This is a genomic window from Arthrobacter sp. 10T413_2, assembly GCF_056394205.1.
This window is the reverse complement of record NZ_JBFTHK010000065.1, coordinates 1-23,228: the sequence shown is the minus strand read 5'-3', so window position 1 is coordinate 23,228 and position 23,228 is coordinate 1. Positions and strand designations below refer to the sequence as shown.

20 protein-coding genes and 1 pseudogene are annotated in these 23,228 nt (G+C 67.9%); 14 read left to right on the top strand and 7 right to left on the bottom strand.

The window, feature by feature from the left end:
- Positions 1-1,393 (top strand): DHA2 family efflux MFS transporter permease subunit (locus AC1DBQ_RS12190; protein WP_476928743.1); only part of this gene is annotated, 1,393 nt, incomplete at its 5' end.
- A gap of 98 nt (positions 1,394-1,491) precedes the next feature.
- Here AC1DBQ_RS12190 and AC1DBQ_RS12185 read toward each other — a convergent pair.
- Genes AC1DBQ_RS12185 through AC1DBQ_RS12175 form a run of 3 tightly spaced genes read right to left on the bottom strand, consistent with a single transcriptional unit; the run spans position 1,492 to position 4,068 of the window.
- On the bottom strand, positions 1,492-2,325 hold the full coding sequence (locus AC1DBQ_RS12185; RefSeq protein ID WP_091255496.1) for an alpha/beta fold hydrolase: 834 nt from the start codon (positions 2,323-2,325) through the stop codon (positions 1,492-1,494).
- A 59-nt stretch (positions 2,326-2,384) separates the two neighbouring features.
- Positions 2,385-3,011, bottom strand: a complete 627-nt coding sequence (locus tag AC1DBQ_RS12180) for a thymidine kinase (protein WP_116765451.1) — start codon at positions 3,009-3,011, stop codon at positions 2,385-2,387.
- 58 nt (positions 3,012-3,069) lie between these two features.
- The gene (locus AC1DBQ_RS12175; protein WP_476928742.1) at positions 3,070-4,068 is read right to left on the bottom strand and encodes an alpha/beta fold hydrolase; all 999 of its coding nucleotides are present in this window, start codon (positions 4,066-4,068) and stop codon (positions 3,070-3,072) included.
- 109 nt (positions 4,069-4,177) lie between these two features.
- On the opposite strand from AC1DBQ_RS12175, the gene lysS reads away from it, so the two are divergent.
- From lysS to AC1DBQ_RS12155, 4 genes are all read left to right on the top strand, one after another.
- Positions 4,178-5,710, top strand: a complete 1,533-nt coding sequence (lysS, locus tag AC1DBQ_RS12170) for a lysine--tRNA ligase (RefSeq protein WP_091255490.1) — start codon at positions 4,178-4,180, stop codon at positions 5,708-5,710.
- A 2-nt stretch (positions 5,711-5,712) separates the two neighbouring features.
- On the top strand, positions 5,713-5,895 hold the full coding sequence (locus AC1DBQ_RS12165) for a hypothetical protein (protein ID WP_476928741.1): 183 nt from the start codon (positions 5,713-5,715) through the stop codon (positions 5,893-5,895).
- Between the two features lie 153 nt (positions 5,896-6,048).
- Positions 6,049-6,375 (top strand): histone-like nucleoid-structuring protein Lsr2, encoded by a 327-nt coding sequence (locus tag AC1DBQ_RS12160; RefSeq protein WP_091255487.1) that lies wholly within the window; start codon positions 6,049-6,051, stop codon positions 6,373-6,375.
- Between the two features lie 361 nt (positions 6,376-6,736).
- Positions 6,737-9,229 (top strand): ATP-dependent Clp protease ATP-binding subunit, encoded by a 2,493-nt coding sequence (locus AC1DBQ_RS12155; RefSeq protein WP_476928740.1) that lies wholly within the window; start codon positions 6,737-6,739, stop codon positions 9,227-9,229.
- A gap of 115 nt (positions 9,230-9,344) precedes the next feature.
- Here the strand turns inward: AC1DBQ_RS12155 and AC1DBQ_RS12150 are convergent, their stop codons facing one another.
- Complete coding sequence (locus AC1DBQ_RS12150) at positions 9,345-9,791, bottom strand: QcrA and Rieske domain-containing protein (RefSeq protein ID WP_476928739.1); 447 nt, start codon at positions 9,789-9,791, stop codon at positions 9,345-9,347.
- A gap of 158 nt (positions 9,792-9,949) precedes the next feature.
- On the opposite strand from AC1DBQ_RS12150, the gene AC1DBQ_RS12145 reads away from it, so the two are divergent.
- The 6 genes from AC1DBQ_RS12145 (at position 9,950) to dhaM (ending at position 17,098) form a co-directional block, all read left to right on the top strand.
- On the top strand, positions 9,950-12,070 hold the full coding sequence (locus AC1DBQ_RS12145) for a S9 family peptidase (protein WP_476928738.1): 2,121 nt from the start codon (positions 9,950-9,952) through the stop codon (positions 12,068-12,070).
- Between the two features lie 59 nt (positions 12,071-12,129).
- Positions 12,130-12,639, top strand: coding sequence for an amino-acid N-acetyltransferase (locus tag AC1DBQ_RS12140; RefSeq protein WP_476928737.1), 510 nt, complete (start codon positions 12,130-12,132; stop codon positions 12,637-12,639).
- Between the two features lie 104 nt (positions 12,640-12,743).
- A complete protein-coding gene (locus AC1DBQ_RS12135) occupies positions 12,744-14,159 on the top strand; it encodes an FAD-binding oxidoreductase (protein WP_476928736.1) in 1,416 nt (471 codons plus the stop codon).
- 640 nt (positions 14,160-14,799) lie between these two features.
- Positions 14,800-15,801, top strand: a complete 1,002-nt coding sequence (gene dhaK / locus AC1DBQ_RS12130; protein ID WP_476928735.1) for a dihydroxyacetone kinase subunit DhaK — start codon at positions 14,800-14,802, stop codon at positions 15,799-15,801.
- A gap of 2 nt (positions 15,802-15,803) precedes the next feature.
- Positions 15,804-16,430: a dihydroxyacetone kinase subunit DhaL gene (gene dhaL / locus AC1DBQ_RS12125; RefSeq protein ID WP_091250073.1), complete on the top strand. Its 627-nt coding sequence runs from the start codon at positions 15,804-15,806 to the stop codon at positions 16,428-16,430.
- Positions 16,427-17,098 (top strand): dihydroxyacetone kinase phosphoryl donor subunit DhaM, encoded by a 672-nt coding sequence (gene dhaM, locus AC1DBQ_RS12120; protein WP_476928734.1) that lies wholly within the window; start codon positions 16,427-16,429, stop codon positions 17,096-17,098. Before dhaL ends, dhaM begins: the two co-directional genes overlap by 4 nt.
- A gap of 75 nt (positions 17,099-17,173) precedes the next feature.
- Here the strand turns inward: dhaM and AC1DBQ_RS12115 are convergent, their stop codons facing one another.
- Both AC1DBQ_RS12115 and AC1DBQ_RS12110 read right to left on the bottom strand, forming a co-directional pair.
- The gene (locus tag AC1DBQ_RS12115; RefSeq protein ID WP_476928733.1) at positions 17,174-17,671 is read right to left on the bottom strand and encodes a hypothetical protein; all 498 of its coding nucleotides are present in this window, start codon (positions 17,669-17,671) and stop codon (positions 17,174-17,176) included.
- A 16-nt stretch (positions 17,672-17,687) separates the two neighbouring features.
- A complete protein-coding gene (locus tag AC1DBQ_RS12110; protein ID WP_476928744.1) occupies positions 17,688-18,524 on the bottom strand; it encodes an HhH-GPD family protein in 837 nt (278 codons plus the stop codon).
- A gap of 434 nt (positions 18,525-18,958) precedes the next feature.
- Between AC1DBQ_RS12110 and AC1DBQ_RS12105 the strand changes: the two genes are divergently transcribed.
- Complete coding sequence (locus tag AC1DBQ_RS12105) at positions 18,959-19,567, top strand: hypothetical protein (RefSeq protein ID WP_476928732.1); 609 nt, start codon at positions 18,959-18,961, stop codon at positions 19,565-19,567.
- 127 nt (positions 19,568-19,694) lie between these two features.
- Here AC1DBQ_RS12105 and disA read toward each other — a convergent pair whose 3' ends face one another.
- A complete protein-coding gene (disA, locus tag AC1DBQ_RS12100) occupies positions 19,695-20,771 on the bottom strand; it encodes a DNA integrity scanning diadenylate cyclase DisA (protein ID WP_091250080.1) in 1,077 nt (358 codons plus the stop codon).
- Positions 20,772-21,149: 378 nt separating this feature from the next.
- On the opposite strand from disA, the gene AC1DBQ_RS12095 reads away from it, so the two are divergent.
- Entirely contained in the window at positions 21,150-22,763 is a 1,614-nt protein-coding gene (locus AC1DBQ_RS12095; protein WP_456507717.1) for a peptide chain release factor 3, read from the top strand.
- 181 nt (positions 22,764-22,944) lie between these two features.
- Positions 22,945-23,228, top strand: a pseudogene (locus AC1DBQ_RS12090) (serine/threonine protein kinase); the annotation flags it as partial.

Genomic DNA, 23,228 nt, shown 5'->3' with positions numbered 1-23,228 from the left:
GGCCAAGATGTCGCGGGAGTCCGTCACCATCATCGTGACGTTGCTGGTGGCCACATTCGTCGTGATCCTCAACGAGACGATCATGAACGTGGCCCTGCAGCGGCTGATGGTGGACCTCGGAGTTGACGCTCCCACCGTGCAGTGGCTGTCCACCGGTTTCATGCTCACCATGGCGGTCGTGATTCCCACCACCGGGTTCATCCTGCAGCGGCTGTCCACCCGTGCCGTGTTCCTGCTGGCCATGGGGCTGTTCTCCGGTGGCACTCTGCTGGCCGCCGTCGCCCCGGGCTTCGAAGTCCTGTTGCTGGCCCGCATCGTCCAGGCCGGCGGCACGGCCATCATGCTGCCGCTGCTCATGACCACCATCCTCACGCTCGTGCCACTGGAACGCCGCGGCGCCGTCATGGGCAACGTCAGCATCGCCATCTCGGTGGCGCCGGCGCTCGGCCCCACAGTTTCCGGCCTGATCCTCCAGCACTTTTCCTGGCGGTTCATGTTCGTCTTCGTGCTGCCGATCGCGCTCGCCGCACTGGCCATCGGGGCCAGGTACCTGACCAACATCGGCGAGACGGAGAAAACCCGGCTGGATGCCCTCTCGGTGGTGCTGACGGTCCCGGCGTTCGGCGGCCTCGTGTATGGCCTCAGCCAGATCGGCGGCGGTGACGCCGGATCCCGCACTCCCGCCGTGCTGGCGCTAGCCGTTGGAGTGCTGGCCCTGGCAGCGTTCGTCCTGCGCCAGCTGAAGCTGCAGAAGAGCGACCGGCCCCTGCTGGACCTGCGCGCGTTTACCTTCCGGATGTTCACGGTGTCCGTACTCCTGCTGGTCGTGGCCATGGTCGCGTTGTTCGGCGCGGTAATCCTGCTGCCGTTGTACCTGCAGGAGATCCGCGGCCTGAAGTCGCTCGAAACCGGCCTGGTGCTGCTTCCGGGCGGCCTGGCCATGGGCCTGCTGGGGCCCTTCATCGGCCGCGTTTTCGACAAGGTCGGCCCCCTGCCGCTGACGGTGACGGGCTCGGTCATGATGGTGCTGTCCCTGTGGCAGTTCTCCATGCTGGACGCCGCGTCACCGGTGGGGTGGATCATTGCCCTGCATGTGACCCTGAGCCTGGGCCTCGCGCTCGTGTTCACCCCGGCCTTCACGACCGGCCTGAACCCGTTGCCCCCGCACCTGTACTCCCACGGCTCAGCCATCATGAGCACACTGCAGCAGGTGGCCGGCGCCGCCGGCACTGCGCTCCTGGTCTCGATCTATGCGTTCGTGGCCGCAGCCTCGGGCATGGTGGCCGGCATGCACGCGGCGTTCCTGACGGCGGCCGTCATAGCGCTCGGCGCCGTCGTGCTGTCCGCCATGATGCGCAAGACCGCAGGCGTGGCACAGCCCGTCGCCCACTAAGAGAAAACCAGCAACGCGGGGTCACCTCGCGGCCATGCCGGGACGTCCGGGCGGCCGCGAAGGATCCCCGCGTTGCTTCGTGGGTTGGTGGCCGGGCGTCAGCCCGCGTAGAACGCGCTGAGTTCGGCGATGAGCTTGTCCGGTGCCTTGTTCACGCCGTCGTGGCCCATGCCCGGCAGGATCGTGTAGCTGGATCCGGAGAGGACGTCGTGGATCTGGGCGCAGGCCACACCGAAGTAGGCAGGGCTCTTTTCGCCGACGATGATCAGCGTCTCCAGCGGCAGTTCCAGGAACGGCTCCGCCGGCATGTCCGCCGCGATGATCGCCTTGATCTCCCGCACGCCGGTCTGCATGAGGTCGCGCAGCTGCTTGCCGATCGGGGTGCCCGCCGAGAGCTTGTTCGCCAGCGTCAGCATGGACAACGGCATCCGGGACAGGGCGCTCCCGGTCTCCAGGCCCTTGAGCAGGACGGCGAGGGCGCGGTCGTCGTCGCCGGCCGCCGTCGCCCGCTCGTATTCGGGCGTCCAGTCCGCCGTGACGCTGTGGTTGACCGACACGGCGGGGTCGTAGACCGCCAGGCGTTCCACCGGCAGGGTGCGGGCCGCGTGCAGGGCCACCGCGCCGCCGAAGCTGTGGCCGAAGACGTCCGTGCTGGACGTGTGCTTCATGACGGCGTCGAGGTCGTGGATGTCCACGTCCAGGGTGTAGTCCTCCGGCTGCGGGGAGGACGAGCCGCGTCCGCGCCGGTTGAAGGTGTGCACAGGCCGGCCCAGCGACGCGCTGAGCTTCTGCGCGAAACGCGTGTAATCGGCGGCCGTCACCATCGAAGCCGGCACGACGACGATGCCCGAGCCCGCCGAGGCGAGCTCGGCGCCGGTGCTGAAAAGCTCGATCGTTCCGCCGTCGGGGGTTCTGATGTTCTCGCGGGTCATGCTCCGAGCCTAGCCGAGCACACGCCGCCATGCAGTAGACGGTGCACTGAGTCCCGGTGCTAGTTGCCCAGCCGGCCGCCGGAGACCTCGAGGTAGCAGGCGCCGCAGAGCGACTCGTACCAGACGTCCTGGCCGTCGATTGCCACCTGGTCGCCGTCGAAAACCACATGGTCCCCGATCCGGCGGGTGTTGAAGATGGCCTTCCGTCCGCAGCGGCAGATGGTCTTGAGCTCTTCGAGGGTATGCGCAATTTCCAGCAGCCGCAGCGAACCGGGGAAAGCCCGGGTCCGGAAGTCGGTGCGGATGCCGTACGCCAGCACGGGGACGTTGTCCAGGACCGCAATGCGGAAGAGGTCGTCCACCTGCGCCGGTTCCAGGAACTGCGCCTCGTCCACCAGCAGGCAGGCCACGGGCGAGGTCTCCACGTGCTGCAGCAGGGCATCGGGATCGTCCCCGTGGGCCTGCGCCGTGAAGAGGTCGCGGGCTGACGCGCCGGCGGGGATCAGGAAGTCCACCGAACGGGTCATGCCGAGGCGGGACACGACGTCGGCGTCGCCCTTGGTGTCCACGTCCGGCTTGGCCAGAAGCACCCGCTGTCCGCGTTCTTCATAGTTGAACGCCGCCTGCAGCAGCCCCGTGGACTTGCCGGAGTTCATGGCGCCGTAGCGGAAATAGAGCTTGGCCAAGGGGGTCCTTTCGAAAGGGTCGCCCCCGATTCTAACGGCAGGCCGCGTCGGCGGTCCGTCAGCGGCCCGGCCCGGGCCGCCGCGAGCGGCCGGGGATCCGCCCGTAGATGCCGGGCATGCCGCCAGCCATTGTTCCGGTAATGCTGCCTATCCCTCGGCCCGTAGCCGTGGACGCAGCACCGGGCCCGCCGAGGAGGAACCGCGCTGCCCGGAGGGCCAGCCTGTTGCCGGGCCGGATGGGGCCTTCGTGGAGCTGCCCGGGAACGACAGCGAAGGTCAGCGCGGGGACGGCGGCGGCGAGTTGGCGGCCCGTCTCGGCGAAGTACGCCGGGCTCCAGCCGCCGCTGAGCATCAGCGTGGGGGTGGTGATGGAGGTGAAATCGGCGACCTCGGCGTCAGCATCCAGCACGGCCCGCATCTCGGCGACGGCCGTGGGCAGGAGTTCCCGCATTTCGGCGCCCAGGCTGGTCCTCGCCGAGAGGATGCTCAGCATGCGCAGCGCGCCCAGCGGCAGCCGGGACACCGGGCCGGCCGTCTCCAGACCCTGCACCAAATGGGCCCAGGCCTCGTCCAGCTTGCCGGCGGCCACCGACCGCTCAAGCTCGGGCCGCCAGCGCCGGTTGAGGTTCCCCGAAAGGCTGACGGCCGCGTCATAGGTCACCATCCTGCGGATCGGCACGCTCCGGGCGGCCTGGAGAGCCACAAAGCCGCCATAGCTGTGGGCCACGACGTCGCTGGCGCCGGTCTCGCGCAGCACCGCTGCCAGGTCGGCCACCTCCGTGGCCGCCGAATAGTCTGCCGGCTGGGGCGAGGAACCGGCGCGCCCCCGCCGGTTGTAGCAGTGCACCGGCCGGCCCAGCAGCCGGCTGAGCTTTCGGGCAAAGGGCCGGTAGAGCGCATCGGTCACCAGCGTCCCGTGCACGACGACGACGCCGGATCCAGCGCCGGGTGCGGCGCCCGCGGCGGCCGATCCGCCCGGCTCGGGCGCCTCCGGACGGAACGTATGCAGCTCGAGGTGCCCCTCGCCGTCGTCGGTCTTTACGGTCCACGTCTCCACAGCCCTGAGTCTATTCCCGCCCCCGGACTGCACAGTCACCGCCCGGCCGAACCTGCCGGCACCTGACCGGGACCTGACCGGGCGGAAATCGACGGTAAACTTGGGGATTGTGACTTCCCAAAACACCCCTGCCCCGCACAACGCCGCCGAGCCGCACGATGCCAGCGAACAGACGCGCATCCGCATGGAGAAGCGCGCCAAGCTGATCGAACGCGGCGTCGAGGCTTATCCGGTGGGTGTCGAGCGTACGCACTCGCTCACGGAAATCCGCGAGAAATACGCCCACCTGCAGGCCGACGAAACCACCGGCGACGTCGTCGGCGTGACCGGCCGCATTGTCTTCGTCCGCAACACGGGCAAACTCTGCTTCGCCACTCTCCAGGAGGGCGGCCTGGACGGCAAGGCGGTCCGGCTGCAGGTCATGCTGAGCCTGGCCAACATCGGCGAGGAGGCGCTCGCGGACTGGAAGTCCCTCGTGGACCTCGGCGACCACGTCTTCATCACCGGCGAGGTCATCTCCTCACGCCGCGGCGAGCTGTCCGTCATGGCGGACTCCTGGACCATGGCCTCGAAGGCGCTGCGCCCGCTGCCCGTGCTGCACGCCGGGCTGAACGAGGAAACTCGGGTCCGCCAGCGCTACGTGGACCTCATTGTCCGTGACGAAGCCCGCGAGATGGTTTACACCCGCGCCGCGATCACCCGCTCCATCCGCGAAACCCTGCACCGCCAGGGCTACGTCGAGGTGGAAACCCCCATGCTGCAGCTGGTTCACGGCGGCGCCACGGCCCGTCCCTTCGAGACGCACATGAACGCCTTCGACCAGAAGATGACCCTGCGCATCGCCACCGAGCTCTACCTCAAGCGCACGGTGGTCGGCGGGATCGACCGCGTCTATGACATGGGCCGGGTCTTCCGCAACGAGGGCGTGGACTCCACCCACAGCCCCGAGTTCACCACCTTGGAGTCCTACGAGGCCTGGGCCGACCAGTTCGTCATGGCGGACCGGATCAAGGAGATCATCCTGGACGCCGCCGACGCCGCCGGCGTGGGCCGGGTCCTGCAGACGGAGGCGGGGGAGATCAACCTCGACGGCGACTGGGCCTGGATGGCGGTTTACCCGGGGCTCTCCGAATTCGTCGGCCAGGAAATCACCCCCGACACCACGGTCTCCGAACTGCTGGAACTGGCCGCCAAGCACGAGGTCAAGGTCGACGCCGCCTGGGACGCCGAGAAACTCGTCGTCGAGCTCTTCGGCGAGCTGGTGGAGCCCACTCTGCTCAACCCCACATTCGTCTACGACTATCCGCCGTCCGCCCAGCCGCTGGCCCGCCATCACCGCGAGGACGGCCGCCTGATCGAGGCCTGGGACCTCATCATCGGCGGCATGGAGCGCGGCACGGCCTTCTCCGAACTGATCGACCCTGTGATCCAGCGAGAACGCCTCACCGAACAGTCCCGCCGCTCCGCCGCGGGCGATGTCGAGGCCATGCAGCTGGATGAAGACTTCCTCCGCGCGCTCGAGTACGGCGCGCCGCCCATGGGCGGGATCGGCCTGGGCATCGACCGCCTCGTCATGCTCTTCACCGGCGCCGGCATCCGCGAGACCATCCTCTTCCCCCTGTTGAAGCCTGAAGGACACTGAGCATGGACTACATCGCCGTATTGGTGCCTCCCATCGTGGTGGGCCTGCTTTTCTGGTTTGCCATGAAATCCATATTCAATGCCGATAAATCGGAGCGCCAGGCAGAAGCCCGCGCTCAGGCCGAAGCGGACGCTCGGGCGGAAGCTCAAAACCCGGGACCGGAATCCGGGCCCGCCAGGGGCTAATTCCCCTGAATGGAGCAATAGTCCCTATTGCTGTGAGCGGGTTTCCTTTGACCGGAGTTATACGCTTTGACTCTCTGCTGTAACCCGGAGGATACTTTTTACAGATACATCCTGCTTTTCTAAACGCTCGTCCTTTTGGAAAGAGAGTCATTTATGGCACAGAAAGTGAAAATCATCCTCGTTGATGATCTGGATGGGGGATCCGCGGACGAAACTGTCCGGTTTGGCCTGGACGGCGTGAGCTATGAAATAGACCTGTCGTCCGGCAATGCGTCAGACCTGCGTTCCGCGTTGGAGCGGTTTGTGGGGCATGCACGCAAGACATCAAGCGGCCGCGCCACGCGCACCAAAATTTCAAGCGGACGGAATCAGGACTCTGCCCAGATCCGTCAGTGGGCACGGGACAACGGCTATGCGGTAAACAGCCGCGGACGTATCCAGGCTGAAATTCAGGAAGCCTACCAAAAGGCTAATTCCTAGTCCGGACCTCCGCGTCCGGGCCAGTATCAATGGCCCTATGAAGTCTGCGCATCAAATGCTAATGCCCCCGTTATCTGACGGGGGCATTGCTATGCCGACGGCGGTATGTGCGGAACGGCGGCCCGGGCGCTCCCGGCGGGGCGGCCGGCGCCGCCGGAGCCGCTGCGAGGGTGCCGCCGGACTGTCTCCCGGGTCCCGCGCCTGCGCTCGTCCGGACGGCCGCAGGCGGGATCCGTGGGGCATCCGGACAGCGTCCGGGCCGGGGAGCGCAACCCTTCGGTTTCCCCTGTGGCGAACAAGCCCCAAATCTGGAACCCGGGCACGTAGCATCAAAGTACGTCGTAGCTAGGAGTGTGGCGAAATGTTTGAGCGATTTACGGACCGTGCCCGTCGCGTAGTTGTGCTTGCCCAAGAAGAGGCACGCATGCTGAACCACAATTACATTGGTACCGAACACATCCTCTTGGGTCTGATCCATGAGGGTGAAGGTGTTGCTGCCAAAGCCCTTGAATCCTTGAGCATTTCGCTCGACGGTGTCCGCGAGCAGGTGCAGGAGATCATCGGCCAGGGCCAGCAGGCCCCGTCCGGACACATCCCCTTCACCCCGCGCGCCAAGAAGGTCCTGGAGCTCTCGCTGCGCGAGGCCCTGCAGCTGGGCCATAACTACATCGGAACCGAGCACATCCTCCTCGGCCTCATCCGCGAGGGTGAAGGTGTGGCCGCCCAGGTGCTCGTCAAGCTCGGCGCCGACCTCAACCGGGTCCGCCAGCAGGTCATCCAGCTGCTGTCCGGCTACCAGGGCAAGGAGTCCACCGGAGCCGGCGTCGGTTCCAGCCAGGCCGAGGGCACCCCCGCGGGCTCCGTCGTCCTGGACCAGTTCGGCCGCAACCTGACCCAGGCGGCGCGGGAGAACAAGCTGGACCCGGTGATCGGCCGCGAGCAGGAAATGGAACGCGTCATGCAGGTCCTTTCCCGCCGCACCAAGAACAATCCGGTGCTGATCGGCGAGCCCGGCGTCGGCAAGACCGCCGTCGTCGAAGGCCTCGCCCAGGCGATCGTCCGTGGCGATGTCCCGGAGACCATCAAGGACAAGCAGCTGTACACCCTGGACCTCGGGTCCCTCGTGGCCGGTTCCCGCTACCGCGGTGACTTTGAAGAGCGCCTCAAGAAGGTTCTCAAGGAGATCCGTACCCGCGGCGACATCATCCTGTTCATCGATGAGATCCACACCCTGGTGGGTGCCGGTGCCGCCGAAGGCGCCATCGATGCGGCCTCGATCCTGAAGCCCATGCTGGCCCGCGGCGAGCTCCAGACGATCGGTGCCACCACGCTGGACGAATACCGCAAGCACATCGAAAAGGATGCAGCGCTGGAGCGCCGCTTCCAGCCGATCCAGGTCAAGGAACCCTCCGTTGCACACGCGATCGAGATCCTCAAGGGCCTCCGCGACCGGTACGAGGCGCACCACCGCGTCACCATTACCGACGGCGCCCTCGCCTCAGCCGCGGCGCTGTCCGAGCGCTACATCTCGGACCGCTTCCTTCCGGACAAGGCGATCGACCTGATCGACGAGGCCGGTGCGCGGCTGCGCATCCGCCGCATGACCGCTCCGCCGGAGCTCAAGGTCATGGACGAGAAGATCGCAGCCATGAAGCTGGAGAAGGAATCCGCGATTGACGCGCAGGACTTCGAAGGTGCCGCGTCGCTGCGCGACAAGGAGCAGAAGCTCATTGCCGAGCGCGCCGAGAAGGAACGCCAGTGGAAGACCGGCGGCATGGACGACATCTCCGAGGTTGATGAGGATCTCATCGCCGAGGTGCTTGCCAACTCCACCGGCATTCCGGTCTTCAAGCTGACCGAGGAAGAGTCCTCGCGCCTGCTGAAGATGGAAGACGAGCTGCACAAGCGTGTGGTCGGCCAGAACGAGGCCATCAAGGCCCTGTCCCAGGCGATCCGGCGCACCCGTGCAGGCCTGAAGGACCCCAAGCGTCCGGGCGGTTCGTTCATCTTCGCCGGCCCCACCGGCGTCGGCAAGACCGAGCTCGCCAAGGCTCTCGCGGAGTTCCTGTTCGGCGAGGAAGACGCGCTGATCACCCTGGACATGTCCGAGTACTCGGAGAAGCACACCGTGTCGCGGCTCTTCGGCGCCCCTCCGGGTTACGTGGGCTACGAAGAGGGCGGGCAGCTGACCGAGAAGGTCCGCCGTCGTCCGTTCTCCGTGGTCCTGTTCGACGAAGTGGAGAAGGCGCACGCCGATCTCTTCAACTCGCTGCTGCAGATTCTGGAAGACGGCCGCCTGACCGACTCGCAGGGCCGCGTGGTGGACTTCAAGAACACCGTGATCATCATGACCACGAACCTCGGCACCCGGGACATCTCCAAGAGCGTTGCCACCGGCTTCCAGTCGGGCACGGACACGCAGACCGGCTACAACCGGATGCGCGCCCGCGTCACCGAAGAGCTCAAGCAGCACTTCCGCCCCGAGTTCCTCAACCGTGTTGACGACGTTGTGGTCTTCCCGCAGCTGACCCAGGACGAGATCATCGAAATCGTGGACATGTTCGTGGCCCGGCTCGAGAAGCGACTCAAGGACAAGGACATGGGCATCGAGCTCACGCCCGCGGCCAAGATCCTGCTCGCGACCCGCGGCTACGATCCCGCGATGGGTGCCCGGCCGCTGCGCCGCACCATCCAGCGCGAGATCGAGGACCAGCTCTCCGAGAAGATCCTCTTCGGCGAGCTGCACTCCGGCGACATCGTGGTGGTGGATGTCGAAGGTGAGGGCGACGACGCGAAGTTCACGTTCGCGGGCAACGCCAAGCCGCGAATCCCGGAGATCGCTCCGAGCGTCTAAGCAGTAATTCCAAAGGCGATAATTCAAGAGGCCCCGTCCGCTCCCGAAAGGGAATGGGCGGGGCCTCTTGCTGTGTGGCGCCGAGCGGACGCCAACTGGCGCCCGGCGGTGGCCGTCAGGCCGTGACGGTGATCCAGTCCCCGTCGATGGCGGCGGTCAGGGGCGCGAGGGGGCTGCGCGCCGGACCCGTTATGACACTTCCGTCCGCGCCCTTGAAGGCGGAGCCGTGGCACGGGCATTCGAAATTCTGGCCGGACGGGGCCACCGGGCAGCCGGCGTGGGTGCACGTCGCGTCATAGGCCAGGACCTTCTGGTCCGTGGGCCGGAAAATGACCACTGTTTTTCCGTTGGCGGTCCCGGTGGCAGTGGCGCCCACGTTCACCTCGCTGAGCTTGCCGACCCGGACAGGCGTGCCCGCAGGCGCCGATGCGTCGGCGGCCGTCGAGGGGGCCGCGCTGTCCGAGGGTTGGGCGGCGCACGCGGAAAGGGCCAGGCCGCCACCAACCGTGGCGGCCGCGCCGAGCAGCATGGAGCGTCTGGGCAGGGACTTTTCAGGGTTCATGGACCCATCATGCCAAGCCCCCCTGAAAGGACGCTGCGATTCCGGCGGCTGGCCGACCCGGCCGGTGTGTCCCGCAAGGATCCGGGCACTATGAAACGACCGGTTCACTCTCAGTGAACTTTTTGTGATCGACGCCACAGGGGGTGTTGAATCGGTGCATGGCTGCCAAGGACTCAGTGACCCTGAGCGAACAACCCGAGACCCCCTTCCATGACCTGGACCATTACCTCGCAATTCCCCGAGTGAGTGGTCTGGCGCTGAGCCCCGACGGTGGGCGACTGGTTACCACCGTGGCCACACTGAACGCCAAGGGCACCGAATACTGCACAGCGTTGTGGGAAGTTGACCCGAACGGGGCCACGCAGGCCCGCCGGATCACGCGCAGTGCCAAGGGGGAAACGGGCGCGGTGTTTGCAGCCAACGGGGACCTCTACTTCACCTCCGCCCGTCCCGATCCGGAGAGCCCCGAGGCCGACCCCGTCAACGCCCTCTGGATGCTCCCGTCCGGCGGCGGCGAAGCCCGGGTGGCCCTTTCCCGCGCCGGCGGGATCAGCGGCGTCCTGGCAGCCGCGGATGCGGACACCTTGGCGGTCGCGGCCCCGGTCCTCGCCGGATCCACCGACGAGGACAATGACGAGGAACGCCGCAAGGCCCGCAATGACAACAAGGTCGCAGCCATCCTGCACAGCGGCTACCCCGTCCGCTACTGGGACGCCGACCTCGGCCCGGCGCAGCCGCGGCTGTTCGCCGTCGAACCCGGAGAGCCACTGGAGGCCGGAAAGCCGGCGACGGTCGACGCCGCGCCGCCGCTGAAGCTCCGCAGCCTGACGCCCGACGCCGGCAACAGGCTCAGGGACGCCCAGACGGTGATCAGCCCGGACGGCAGGACCATTTACAGCAGCTTCACGAAGCCGCTTGCGAACGCCGATTCGCGCTCCGTGCTGGTGGCGATCGACGTCGCCACCGGCACCCGGACGGTGCTGCTGGACACGGACGGGATGCACTATTACCCGGGACCTGTCAGCCCGGACAACCGGAGCCTCGTGGTGGTCAGTGAAAGCGATACCACCCCGTTTGCGGCGCCGCAGATCAAGCTCCACCTTCTCGACGTCGCCGTACCGGCGGACGGGGGCGCGCTGACGCCCGTTGCCCACGACTGGGACCGCTGGGCGCGCCCCGCCGCCTGGCTGCCGGACGGATCGGCCCTGCTGGTCACCGCGGACGAGGACGGCGCCGCGCCGGTTTTCCGGATCCCGGTCGCAGGGGAACCCGGCCAGGCTGCCCGGGTGTCCCGCCTGACAGCCGACGACGCCGCGTACACCGACGTCGTGGTCGCACCGGACGGGCACAGCGCCTACGCCCTGCGCAGCTCCTACGAATTTCCCGCCGAACCCGTGCGGATCGACCTCGCCTCCGGCAGCGTCGTCCGCCTGCCCGCGCCGGCGGAGCGACCGCAGTACAAGGGGACGCTCGAGCGTGTGGAGACGTCGGTGGCCGACGGCGCCCGGGTGCCCGCGTACCTGGCCCTTCCGGAGGGCGCGTCCGCCGCGAACCCGGCCCCGCTGCTGCTCTGGATCCACGGCGGTCCGCTGGGATCCTGGAACGCGTGGACCTGGCGCTGGAACCCCTGGCTGCTGGTGGCCCGCGGCTACGCGGTGCTGTTGCCGGACCCGGCCCTCTCCACCGGCTACGGCCAGGACCACATCCAGCGCGGCTGGGGCGAATGGGGCAAGGCGCCGTACACGGACCTGATGGCCGTGACCGACGCCGTCGTGCAGCGCCCCGACATCGACCAGGAGCGCACGGCCGCCATGGGCGGATCCTTCGGCGGCTACATGGCCAACTGGGTAGCCGGGCACACGGACCGCTTCAAGGCAATCATCACGCACGCCAGCCTCTGGGCCCTGGACCAGTTCGGTCCCACCACGGACGCCGCGCAGTACTGGCTCAAGGAAATGACGGCCGAGATGGCGATGGAGAACTCCCCGCACCTGCACGTCGACAACATCCGGACTCCCATGCTGGTCATCCACGGCGACAAGGACTACCGCGTGCCGATCGGCGAGGGGCTCCGGCTCTGGTACGAACTGCTGGCCAAGTCACAGCTCGCGGCCGACGCGAACGGCGAAACCGACCACCGTTTCCTGTACTTCCCGGACGAGAACCACTGGATCCTGCAGCCGCAGCACGCCAAGGTCTGGTACGGCGTCGTGGAGCACTTCCTCGCCCGGCACCTGCTGGACAAGGACCTCCCCGTCCCTGACGAACTGGGTCTCTGACGCCGCGTACCCGGGGGCCGGCCGCGGGCCGGTCACCGGGGCACCCGTAAGATTGGGCTGTGACTGAGACGATCCGCATCCGCCCTTCCCGCACCGGCGACGTCGCCGCCATCAAGACCTTGGTTGCGCCGCTGGCCGAGCAGCGGATCCTCATGGCCAAGGAAACTGTGGCCTACTACGAAAGCCTGCAGGAATTCCGGATTGCCGAATCGGACGACGGCGAGGTGATCGGCTGCGGGGCGCTGCACGTCATGTGGGAGGACCTCGCCGAGGTGCGCACCCTCGCGGCCTCCGATGCCTGGCGCGGCAAAGGCGTGGGGCACGCGCTCGTGGAGCGCCTGCTGGAGGACGCCCGGGACCTGGGCGTGTCGCGCGTCTTCTGCCTGACGTTTGAAGTGGATTTCTTCAAGAAGCACGGCTTTGAAGTCATGGCTGACCAGACCGCCGTCGACCCTGTGGTGTATTCGGAGCTCCTGCGCTCCCATGACGAAGGCGTCGCCGAGTTCCTGGACCTGGCGCGGGTCAAGCCGAACACGCTGGGCAACACCCGGATGATCAAGGAGCTGTAGGGCGCGCCCAAAATGCCTGATTTATAGATCTTCCGATATATCCACTCGATCTATAAACTGCTAAGAGCGCGCTGGGGAGCGATCCGCCTACCTGAAGGTACCCCATGCGCCCTCACGCCTCCGCTCACGAAAAAACCTCCCTCCAGCTGCGCGTCCGCGGACTCGTCTACCTCCCCGGAGACTCCGCCTATGACCAGGAAACCGCGGCCTTCAACCTGGCCACCCGCCACACCCCCGATCTGGTCCTCGCCGCTGCCGACGCCGACGACGTCGCAGCAGCCGTCCGCTGGGCCGCCGAACGCGGCATGTCGATTTCGGTCCAGGCCACGGGGCACGGGGCCGCCAACGCCATCACGGACGGGCTCCTGGTCAGCACCCGCAGGCTCCTGGACCTCGACATCGACCCGGAAGAGCGCACGGCCCGGGTCGGTGCCGGCATCCGCTGGCGCGAGGTCGTGGCCGCCGCCGCACCCTATGGGCTGATGGGCCTGCACGGATCCGCCACCGACGTCGGCGTCGTGGGCTACACCGTGGGCGGAGGGCTGCCGCTGCTCGGCCGAAAGTACGGCTTCGCGTCAGACCATGTGCTGGCCGTTGAGGTCGTGACGCCCGACGGCGTCCAGCACCGCGTGGACCAGTACAACAACCCCCGGCTGTTTGCGCTCCTGCGCGGCGGCAAGGGCAACTTCGGCATCGTCACCGCCATGGAGTTCAGGCTCTTCCCGGCCGGCGAGCTTTACGCGGGCGGGATCTTCTATCCCGGCGAGCGGGCCCGGGAAGTCCTCGCGGCCTTCCGTGAATGGGCGCCGGCGCTTCCTGCGGACGCCTCGGCTTCGCTCGCTTTCCTGCGGCTGCCCGAACTCGAGGACATCCCGGAGTTACTGCGTGGGCGCTTCGTGATGCACCTGCGGTTCGCTTGGCAAGGGACTGCCGCTGAGGGCCAACGCCTCCTTGACCCGATGCGCGGCGTGGCACCGGTCCTGGCCGACCTCTCCGGTCCGCTGCCATTCACGCAGGTCGACGCGGTGCACCAGGACCCGGAGAATCCCGTCCCGGTGCGCGAAGGCGGCATGCTGCTAAATGAACTGGACGAGGCACTCGCGGAGGCGCTCCTGGAAGTCGCCGGCCCGGACAGCAACGCACCCCTCCTCCTGGCTGAGATCCGGCTGATGGGCGGAGCCCTCGCAGCCCCGGCGGCGCCTTCGGGCCACGGCGACCACGTGGCCGGGCGGGACGCCGCGTGGTCGTTCTTCGCAGTGGGCGTCATGATGCCGGAGAGCGCCGACCTTGTCCCGGCAGCCATCGCGGCCGCCCGCCGAACGCTGGCACCGTTTGGCACCGGCGGCACCGCCGTGAACATGCACGGCCACGTCGAATCCGCCGACGACGCCGCCAAGGCCTGGCCGGAAGGCTCCCGCCGCCGGCTCAGCGAAGCCAAAGCAGAATTGGATCCGCAGAACCTGTTCCGGCATGGCCACGCGATTGCCCCAGCAGCTCCGACGCCGTCCCCGGCGTTCTAGGTCCGGCGGCGGGCAGCCGCCCCGCCGCGGCCCGCCGCGCCGCGCCGCACCCCGCAGGGCCTCGCAGGGCCGGGCAGGGCCGGGGCTTCCATTCAATAAATTTGGTGGATAAACTGATGCCGGCCCAGGGGGTGGGCCGCCATACTTCCGGAGGCAAAAAATTGCATAACGACGTGATTTTTCCCGATTTCTCCGCTTCGCCCGGCAAAGATATGCCCAGGACAGCCGCCAGCGCCCCGGCAGCGCCGCCGGTCCACTCGCTCGATACACCGGACCAGGCATCGCCGGAACCTGCGAATCAGTTGTCGCCCGGTGCCGATGCACCCGTAGGCGGACGAACGGCCGGCCCGGGATCCGCCTCCGGGCCGCCGGCCGCGTCCCGCACCCGCAAGGGCCGACTCGCCGCGCCGCCGTTTTCCTGGCTGGGCGGCGATGCCTGGCCGCACTTTCCGGCATGGGCCGACACGCAAGTCTGAATCGTCGTCGGAGCCCAAGAGCCCGCCGCGGCACCATCGCGCCGGCACGGGCGATCGCAGCCCCGGCAGGAAGCCTCACAAGGGGAAACGGGAGCCTACCGCCGGCCGTGCCCCGGTAGTAGGGTCTAAGCAAGCAGCCAGGACACCATCCAGGGAGCACCGCCATGAAGAAACTCATCAATGATCCCAAAGCCGTGGTCGACGAGTCAGTGGAAGGGTTCGGGCTTGCGCATGCCGACCTCGTGACCGTTTTTGCCGACCCTAAGTACATCGTGCGTAAGGACGCGCCGGTGGCCGGGAAGGTCGGACTCGTCTCCGGCGGCGGCAGCGGGCACGAGCCGCTGCACGGCGGCTATGTGGGAATGGGCATGCTCGACGCCGCCGTTCCCGGCGCCGTCTTCACTTCGCCCACACCGGACCAGATCCTGCCGGCCACGATGGCCGTGAATTCCGGCGCCGGCGTTGTGCATATCGTGAAGAACTACACTGGCGACGTCCTCAACTTCGAGACCGCCGCCGAACTCGCGCAGGCCGAAGGCATCGAGGTCCGCGCCGTCCTGGTCAACGACGACGTCGCCGTGCAGGACTCGCTGTACACCGCCGGCCGCCGCGGCGTCGGCGGCACGGTCCTGGTCGAGAAGATCGCCGGCGCCGCCGCCGAGCGCGGCGATAACCTAGACGCCGTCGCCGCGATCGGTGACCGCGTCAACCAGAACGTGCGCAGCATGGGCGTGGCATTGTCCGCCTGCACCGTTCCGCACGCGGGCGTCCCCAGTTTCGAGCTCGAGGAAAACGAGATCGAGATCGGGATCGGCATCCACGGCGAGCCGGGACGGCACAAGATCCCCATGGAAAACGCCGACGGCATCACCGACCGGCTTCTGGACCCCGTGGTCAGCGACCTCGGCCTGAGCTCCGGGGACAAGGTGCTTCTGTTCGTCAACGGCATGGGCGGCACCCCGGCGAGCGAGCTGTACATCGTTTACCGCCGGGCCGCGCAGAGGCTCGCGGAGCAGGGCGTCACCGTGGCCCGCTCGCTCGTGGGCAACTACATCACCTCCCTTGAGATGCAGGGCTGCTCCATCACGGTCCTGCGCCTCGATGACGAAATGACGTCGCTCTGGGACGCTCCCGTGCACACCGCGGCCCTCCGCTGGGGCGTCTGACCGTGGGGCTGGATGTCGGCTGGGCCGTGCGCTGGCTGACGCTGTCAGCGCAGGCCATGGCGGAGCACCGGGTTGAGCTGATCGAGCTGGACCGGCCAATCGGGGACTCGGACCACGGCGAGAACATGGACCGCGGCTTCAAGGCCGTAATGGTCAAACTCGCCGAGGCGCCGCCGGAAACCCCGGGCGCGGCCCTGAAACTGACCGCCATGACGCTGATGTCCAAGGTCGGCGGGGCCGCCGGCCCGCTCTACGGCACGGCGTTCCTGCGGGCCGCCACCGCGCTGGGAGACACTTCCGACGTCGACGCCGCCACCCTGGCCACGGCCCTGCAGGCCGCCCGCGACGGAATCGTTGCCCGCGGAAAGGCAGAATCCGGGGACAAGACCATGGTGGACGCGTGGACTCCCGCGATCGAGGCGGCCGCTGCCGCGGCTGGGGACGGCGACGTCCGGAAAGTCCTCGTGTCCGCGGCGGAAGCGGCCGAGGCAGGGGCCGTTTCCACGGATCCGATGCTCGCCCGCAAGGGCCGTGCCAGCTACCTGGGGGAGCGCAGCATCGGCCACCGCGACCCCGGAGCGGTCTCCAGCGCACTGATCCTGCGCGCCGCGGCCGGAGCAGCCGAATGACAGTCCGGCTTGTCGTCGTCTCGCACAGTGCAAAAATCGCGGACGGTGCCGCCGAACTCGCCGCGCAAATGGCGCCCGACGTCCTCATCCTCCCCGCCGGAGGCACCGACGACGGCCGGATCGGCACCAGCCTGGAGAAGGTCATGGCGGCCCTCGAAAAGGCCGCCGGTGACGGCGTCGTGGTGCTCACCGACCTCGGATCCGCCGTGATGACGGCCGAGTCCGCAGCGGAGTTCGCGGCGGATCCGGAATCCGTGCTGCTCGCGGACGCACCCCTGGTGGAAGGACTCGTGGCCGCTGCGGTGGCGGCACAGACGGGGGCCGACGCAGCGGCGGTGAAGGACGCCGCCGAAGCCGTCTACCGGCCCCCGGTCCACCCCGCGGAGGCTGAACACGTGCACCAGCAGCCGCCGGACGCCACGGGGGACTTCGAGCTCGTCAACCAGGCCGGCATGCATGCCCGGCCGGCAGCCAAAATCGCCGGGGGACTGTCCGCCATGGACGCCGACGTCACCGTCAACGGGGCGGACGGCGCCTCCATGACGGAGCTCATGATGCTTGCCGCCGGCAAGGGAACCGTCCTGCATGTGGAGGCCAGCGGCCCGGACGCCGCCAAAGCGGTGGGCTATCTGGAACGCCTGGTCAGCTCGGGGTTCGGCGAGCCCTAGGTCTTGTCCGGCCGGGCGTAGCCCGGGCGCGGAGGGGCGTCCGGGCCGGGCACGTCTGAATCCGGGGAATATGAGCTAGGGCGACGGCCGAAGGCCGGCCGCGTCGAGCACCACGTGGGCCGTGATGAAGCTTCCGCACTGCTCTCCAAACGGATGCGCCACGCGGGGCGTGAAAGCCGCGTTCCGTGCCGGCAACGGGTCCCCGGTGAGGGACGTGCCCGTGGCCGTCACCTCGATCCGGTTGGCGGTCAACGTCTCCATCATCAGCATCCCGGTCCGGGTGCCGTCGGGGGAAGACGTGGCCGAACAGACGCCGTCGAGGCCCGCGGGACCCGGTTTGCAGCCTTGGTCCACGGCGACGCTCCCCGGAGCCAGTTCCAGGTCCGCTTCCTTACAGCGGCCGTCCTGGCAGACCAACAGGTGAATAGTCTTCACGGACAGGGCGTACTCCCGGTCCACGGTCAACGACACCACCGGCGCCTGCGCGATCGCCGGACAAACGGCCTCCGGCCGGCACGAGGTGACCAGGACGGCGGTGAGGGCCAGAGCGGCCACGGCCGCCAGCTTGCGCATGCTCCAGCGTAGATCCTCAGGCAGGGAGCCGGAAGCCGCCCTGGTGCAGTTCCGCGAGCCCGTCTCCCAGCAGGCCGGCCAGCGCGCGTTCCAGCTGTTCGGGAGCCGCATTGAGCCGGTGCAGGGCCGCGAGGGGAATCCCGATTCCATGCGGTTCGAAGCCCAAGTCCGCCGGGGCCTGGTGGAACAGCTCCGGCGCCACGGGGTCCTCGGCCACGCGCAGGACAGCCATCACAGCGCCGCGCACCTGCCGGTCCGTGCCATGCCATGACTGGCCCTTTGGCGTGTAAGTCGGCGGCGGCTCGCCGGCGGCAAGCCAGGCGCAGGAATCACGGACCGGGCACTGCCCGCACTTGGGGGCCCGGGCCGTGCAGACCATCGCGCCGAGTTCCATCACGGAGGCGTTCCAGCGCACCGAAGCGGCCGGGTCTTCCGGCAGCAGCGATGCCGCCAGCCGCATTTCGGCGGCGGTCAAGGCCTGCGACGGCAGCGCCGAGCCCGAGACCAGGCGTGCGTGGACCCGGCGGATGTTGGTGTCCACCACCGTTTCCCGGCGGCCAAAGGCGAAGGCGGCAACAGCGGCTGCTGTGTAGCTGCCCACGCCCGGGAGTTCCAGGAGTTCGGTGTAGGCACCGGGGACCGCCCCGCCGTGGCTGTCCCTGATAGCGACGGCGGCCGCGTGCAGGCGCAGCGCGCGCCGCGGATACCCGAGCCGGCCCCAGGACCGGACGGCTTCCCCCGCGGGTTCCGCGGCGAGGGCGGACGGCTCCGGCCAGCGGCGCAGCCACTGCTCCCAGACCGGCAGGACCCGGACCACGGGCGTCTGCTGGAGCATGACCTCGCTGACCAGCACGCCCCAGGGCGTGCACTCCGCCGCCCGCCACGGCAGTTCCCTGGCGTTGGACGCGAACCAGTCATCCAGCGCGGCGTGGAGGGCGGGCAGATCCGCGGCAACGGCAAGCCCTCCGGCGGCAAGCTCGCCGGAGGGAAGCGGCCCGGCGGCCCGGGATCCGGGTTGCGCCACGGCAGCGACGGAAGAAGTGTGGGTTAGAGTTTCGATCCATTCAGCGTAATAGATCCGGCGATCCGATCCGGACGGCTGCAGGTCCCGCGGCGTGGTCGGACGCCATAGCCCGCACGGTTCTCTAGGCTAGAAGAATGGTCAGGCAAGGCAGTTCAGCAACGGGTGGTTCACGGCCGAAAGGACCCGGCGGAGGCCGACCCGCCGGAAGGCCCGGACGGCGTCCGCTCAGCCCGGTGTACCGCCGCCGCCGGCTGTTTGCGGGCGTGGTCCTGCTAATCGTCCTCGCTGTCGCCTTCGGGGGCTTTGCCGCCGTCTCGAACGCCCTGGGCGGAGGGCAGCCTTCCGGAGCGGGAACGGCGCCGTCGGGCCAGCCGTCCGCGGCAGGTGCCGCGCCGTCGGACCAGCCAACAGCCTCAGCGTCGGGGAGTCCTGGAGCGTCGGAGGACCCGTCGGCCACTCCCACCCCCACAACATCGGGCGATGGCTGCGAGCAGAATCTGCTGATCGTCACGGCCGCCACCGACCAACAGGTCTATGCCGCGGGGGAGAAGCCGCTGCTAACCCTGAAAGTGACCAACAACAACAAGGTGCCGTGCGCGGTCAACATCGGAACGTCGCAGATGGAATACATGATCACCAGCGGCTCGGACCGGATCTTCTCGTCCAAGGATTGCCAGGCGGAGAGCACTGACCTGATGAAGACCATCGCGCCGGGCAAGAGCGAGACCGCGAACTTCCCGTGGCAGCGCAACCGCACGGTGCAGGGCTGCGAACCCGTTGCCGCCAAGCCCGGAGCCGGCGGCGCCTACTACGTCTTCACGGCCCGGCTGGCGAACAAGACCAGCGACAAGGCCGTCTTCCAGCTCAACTAGTTCCCGTCGAAGAAGCCCTGTCCAACAAACCCCATCGATTGCTCCGTAACTGCCGTTTTGGGCGCCCAAAAGGGCAGTTACGGAGCAATCGACAGGTGGTGGACGGGTGGTGGAGGATTGAGGCGGGTTAGAGGAAACGGTCCAGCAGGCTGGCCTCGGCCATGCGGCTCAGGCCCTCCCGGACGGTCCTGGCCCGCTGGTCACCGATCCCGTCCACGGTCATGAGGTCATCGATCGTTGCCGCCATCAGGAACTGCAGGCCGCCAAAGTGGTCCACCAGGCGGTCGGCGACAGCCTTCGGCACGGCCTTGAGGCCGGAGAGCAGGCGGTAGCCGCGCGGCTGCACGACGGCGTCGAGGTTCGCCTCGCCGCCGGCGAAGCCGACGATCCCGGCGATCTTGCCCAGATCGATCAGCTCGGTCGGGCCCAGGCTCACGAGGGCCTTGACCGCCTTCTCAATGTCCTCCGCGGTTGCCGCCGGGCCGGAGTAGTCGCGGATGATCACGTCGCTGCCCGGGCCCCGTCCCACGGTGAGCTCGTCGAGCTGCAGCGAGAGCAGGCGGCCGTCCTCGCCCAGTTCCAGGACGTACTGGGAGATTTCCTCGGAGATCCTGCGCACCATTTCCTGGCGCTGCAGCGTGACCGCGACGTCGCGGACCGTCACCATGGCCTCGATTTCCAGGGCGGACAGCGAGCTGGTCACCTGGTCCAGGCGGGAGCGGTAGCGTTCCAGGGTTGCCAGGGCCTGGTTGGCGCGGGCCAGGACCTTCTCTGAGCCCTCCAGGACATGCCGCAGCCCGTTCACGTACAGTGCGATGATCTGCATCGACTGGCTGACCGAAATGACCGGGACGCCCGTCTGGATGGCCACCCGCTCCGCGGTCCGGTGCCGGGTGCCAGATTCCTGGGTTTCGATGCTCGAGTCCGGAACGAGCTGGACCGCCGCGCGCAGGATATTGCTGGCATCTTTGTCGCAGACAATGGCGCCGTCCATTTTGGCTAGTTCGCGCAGCCGCGTGGGGGAGAAATCGATGCCGATCTCGAAGCCGCCCGAGCAGATGGACTCGATGGTCCTGTCGATGCCGAGCACGATCAGCGCGCCGGTGCGGCCGCGGAGAATGCGTTCCAGACCGTCTCGCAGGGCGGTGCCCGGTGCCACTCTGGCCAGAGTCGCCTTGAGCGAATCTTCAGGGCTCCGAGCCATAGATTTCCCTTCAAAGGTGCAGGCACTGGCCCGCAGGTACGCCGGTTTCCAGGGTCCACCGGCAGGATCAAAAGTACTCAGTTCCCCGCTCTCCCCATGATAGGGGTAAAGCAGCGGCACTTCCGCACAGGCAAGCCTTAAAGTGGTCCATTGCGACGTGCCGCGGGAAGCCCCCGGAATGGCTGTCAAGGGTCCCTTCGCCGGCGGCACTTTGGTGCCGCCGGGCGGCCGCCGCGCGTGGTGCCCTGCGCGGTGCTGGCACAGGTGTTTGGCCGCCGCTTCGTGCGGGGTCGGCGGCCTGCGATAAACTTGGATCCTTGGGTGTACCGCGGGCTCTCCGCGCCGTGACCCGTCCACAGCCGCAGCGAAAGTAGCATCGTGTCTCAAGAAGTCCTCAGCCCCGCCCGAGTCCAGGAGATTCACAAGCAGGCGGCCCGGCGCCGGACTTTCGCGGTCATTTCGCACCCCGACGCCGGCAAATCCACCCTCACAGAGGCCCTCGCGCTGCACGCCAAGGTGATCGGCACGGCCGGCGCCTCCAGCGGCAAGGCCAACCGCAAGGAGACTGTCTCGGACTGGATGCAGATGGAAAAGGACCGCGGCATCTCCATCAGCTCGGCCGCGCTGCAGTTCGCCTACCGTGACACCGTCATCAACCTACTGGACACCCCCGGCCACGCCGACTTCTCGGAAGACACCTACCGCGTGCTGGCAGCCGTGGACTGCGCCGTGATGCTGGTCGACGCCGCGAAGGGCCTGGAAACCCAGACCATGAAGCTCTTCGAGGTCTGCAAGCAGCGGAACCTGCCCATCATCACCGTCATCAACAAATGGGACCGGCCGGGCCTGGACGCACTGGCCCTCATGGACGAGATCACCGAGCGCACCGGGCTGCAGCCGATGCCGCTGACCTGGGCCGTGGGCATCTCCGGCGACTTCCGCGGCGTCTGGGACCTGCGCAACGACCGTTTCGCGCAGTTCAAGCGCAACAACGCCGGTGCCAACATCGCCCTCACCGAGTACTTCACCCCCGACGAGGCCGCCGCCAGCCAGGGCGACGACTGGTCCAACGCGGTGGACGAGGCAGGACTGGTCATCGAATCCAACCTCGCGTTCGACGTCGAGGCCTTCCATGCCGGCAAAGCGACGCCGATCCTCTTCAGCTCTGCAGCCCTCAACTTCGGCGTGAAGGAAATCCTCGACGCCCTTGTCGACTTCGCCCCGCCGGCCGCGCCGCGGCCCGACGTCGACGGCGAGCCCCGCCCCGTCGATGCCCCCTTCGCCGGGTTCGTCTTCAAGGTTCAGGCCGGCATGAACAAGGCCCACCGCGACCACGTGGCGTTCATCCGCGTCTGCTCCGGCATGTTCGAGCGCGGCATGGTGGTCACCCAGGGCCGGACGGGAAAGTCCTTCGCCACCAAGTACGCCCAGCAGGTTTTCGGCCGCGAACGCGAGGTGATCGATGAAGCCTTCCCGGGCGATGTCGTGGGCCTCGTCAACGCCTCCTCCCTCCGCGTGGGGGACAGCCTGTTCCTGGACCAGCCCGTGGAGTTCCCCGCGATCCCGCTGTTCGCCCCGGAACACTTCCAGGTGGCGCGCTCCAAGGACCCCAGCCGGTTCAAGCAGTTCCGCCGCGGCATCGAACAGCTCGAGCACGAGGGCGTCATCCAGGTGCTCCGCTCCGACATCCGCGGCGACCAGGCGCCCGTTCTGGCCGCCGTCGGACCGATGCAGTTCGAGGTGGTTGAAGACCGCATGGCGCACGACTTCAGCGCGCCCATGCGGCTGGAGCGGCTCCCGTATTCCCTGGCCCGGATTTCGACGGCGGATGCCATGCCTGCGCTGGCCAACGTGCCCGGCGCGGAAGTTCTCTTGCGGTCCGACGGGGAATACCTGGCCCTGTTCAACGACGTCTGGGCCCTGCGCCGGATCGAAAAGAACCACCCGGACCTCACCCTCGTTCCGATCGGCACCCACAACCCCGCCAAATAGCGGCAAGGCGCCGGTGCCGGAAGATTCCCTGGGGAGTCTTCCGGAATCCGGTTTCCGCGTTATCATAAGTAACCTTGCTAATTATGCGGGCGCCGGGTCCGTTTCCGGCTTTGGACTGATCCGCCCGATACTCACCGGCGGGCCCCATTAGAGGGACCACGTAAAACCTTTGACAATAACCATGGACCCCGGTTTCCTGCTTAGCGGGCGTTACCGGATCGAAGAACTCATCGGCCGGGGCAGCCAATCGAGCGTGTACCGTGCCAGGGACGAGGTCCTGGGACGCGAAGTGGCGGTCAAACTCTTCCGCGACGGCGCCGTGTACGAAAATGCGGTGGACGAGGAACGCATCCGCCGGCAAAACGACGAAGTGCGGATCCTCGCCGGGATGGCCCACCATGCCCTCGTGACGCTCTTCGATGCCGGGACGGATCTGAGCAACCCCGACCGCAAGCTCAGCTACCT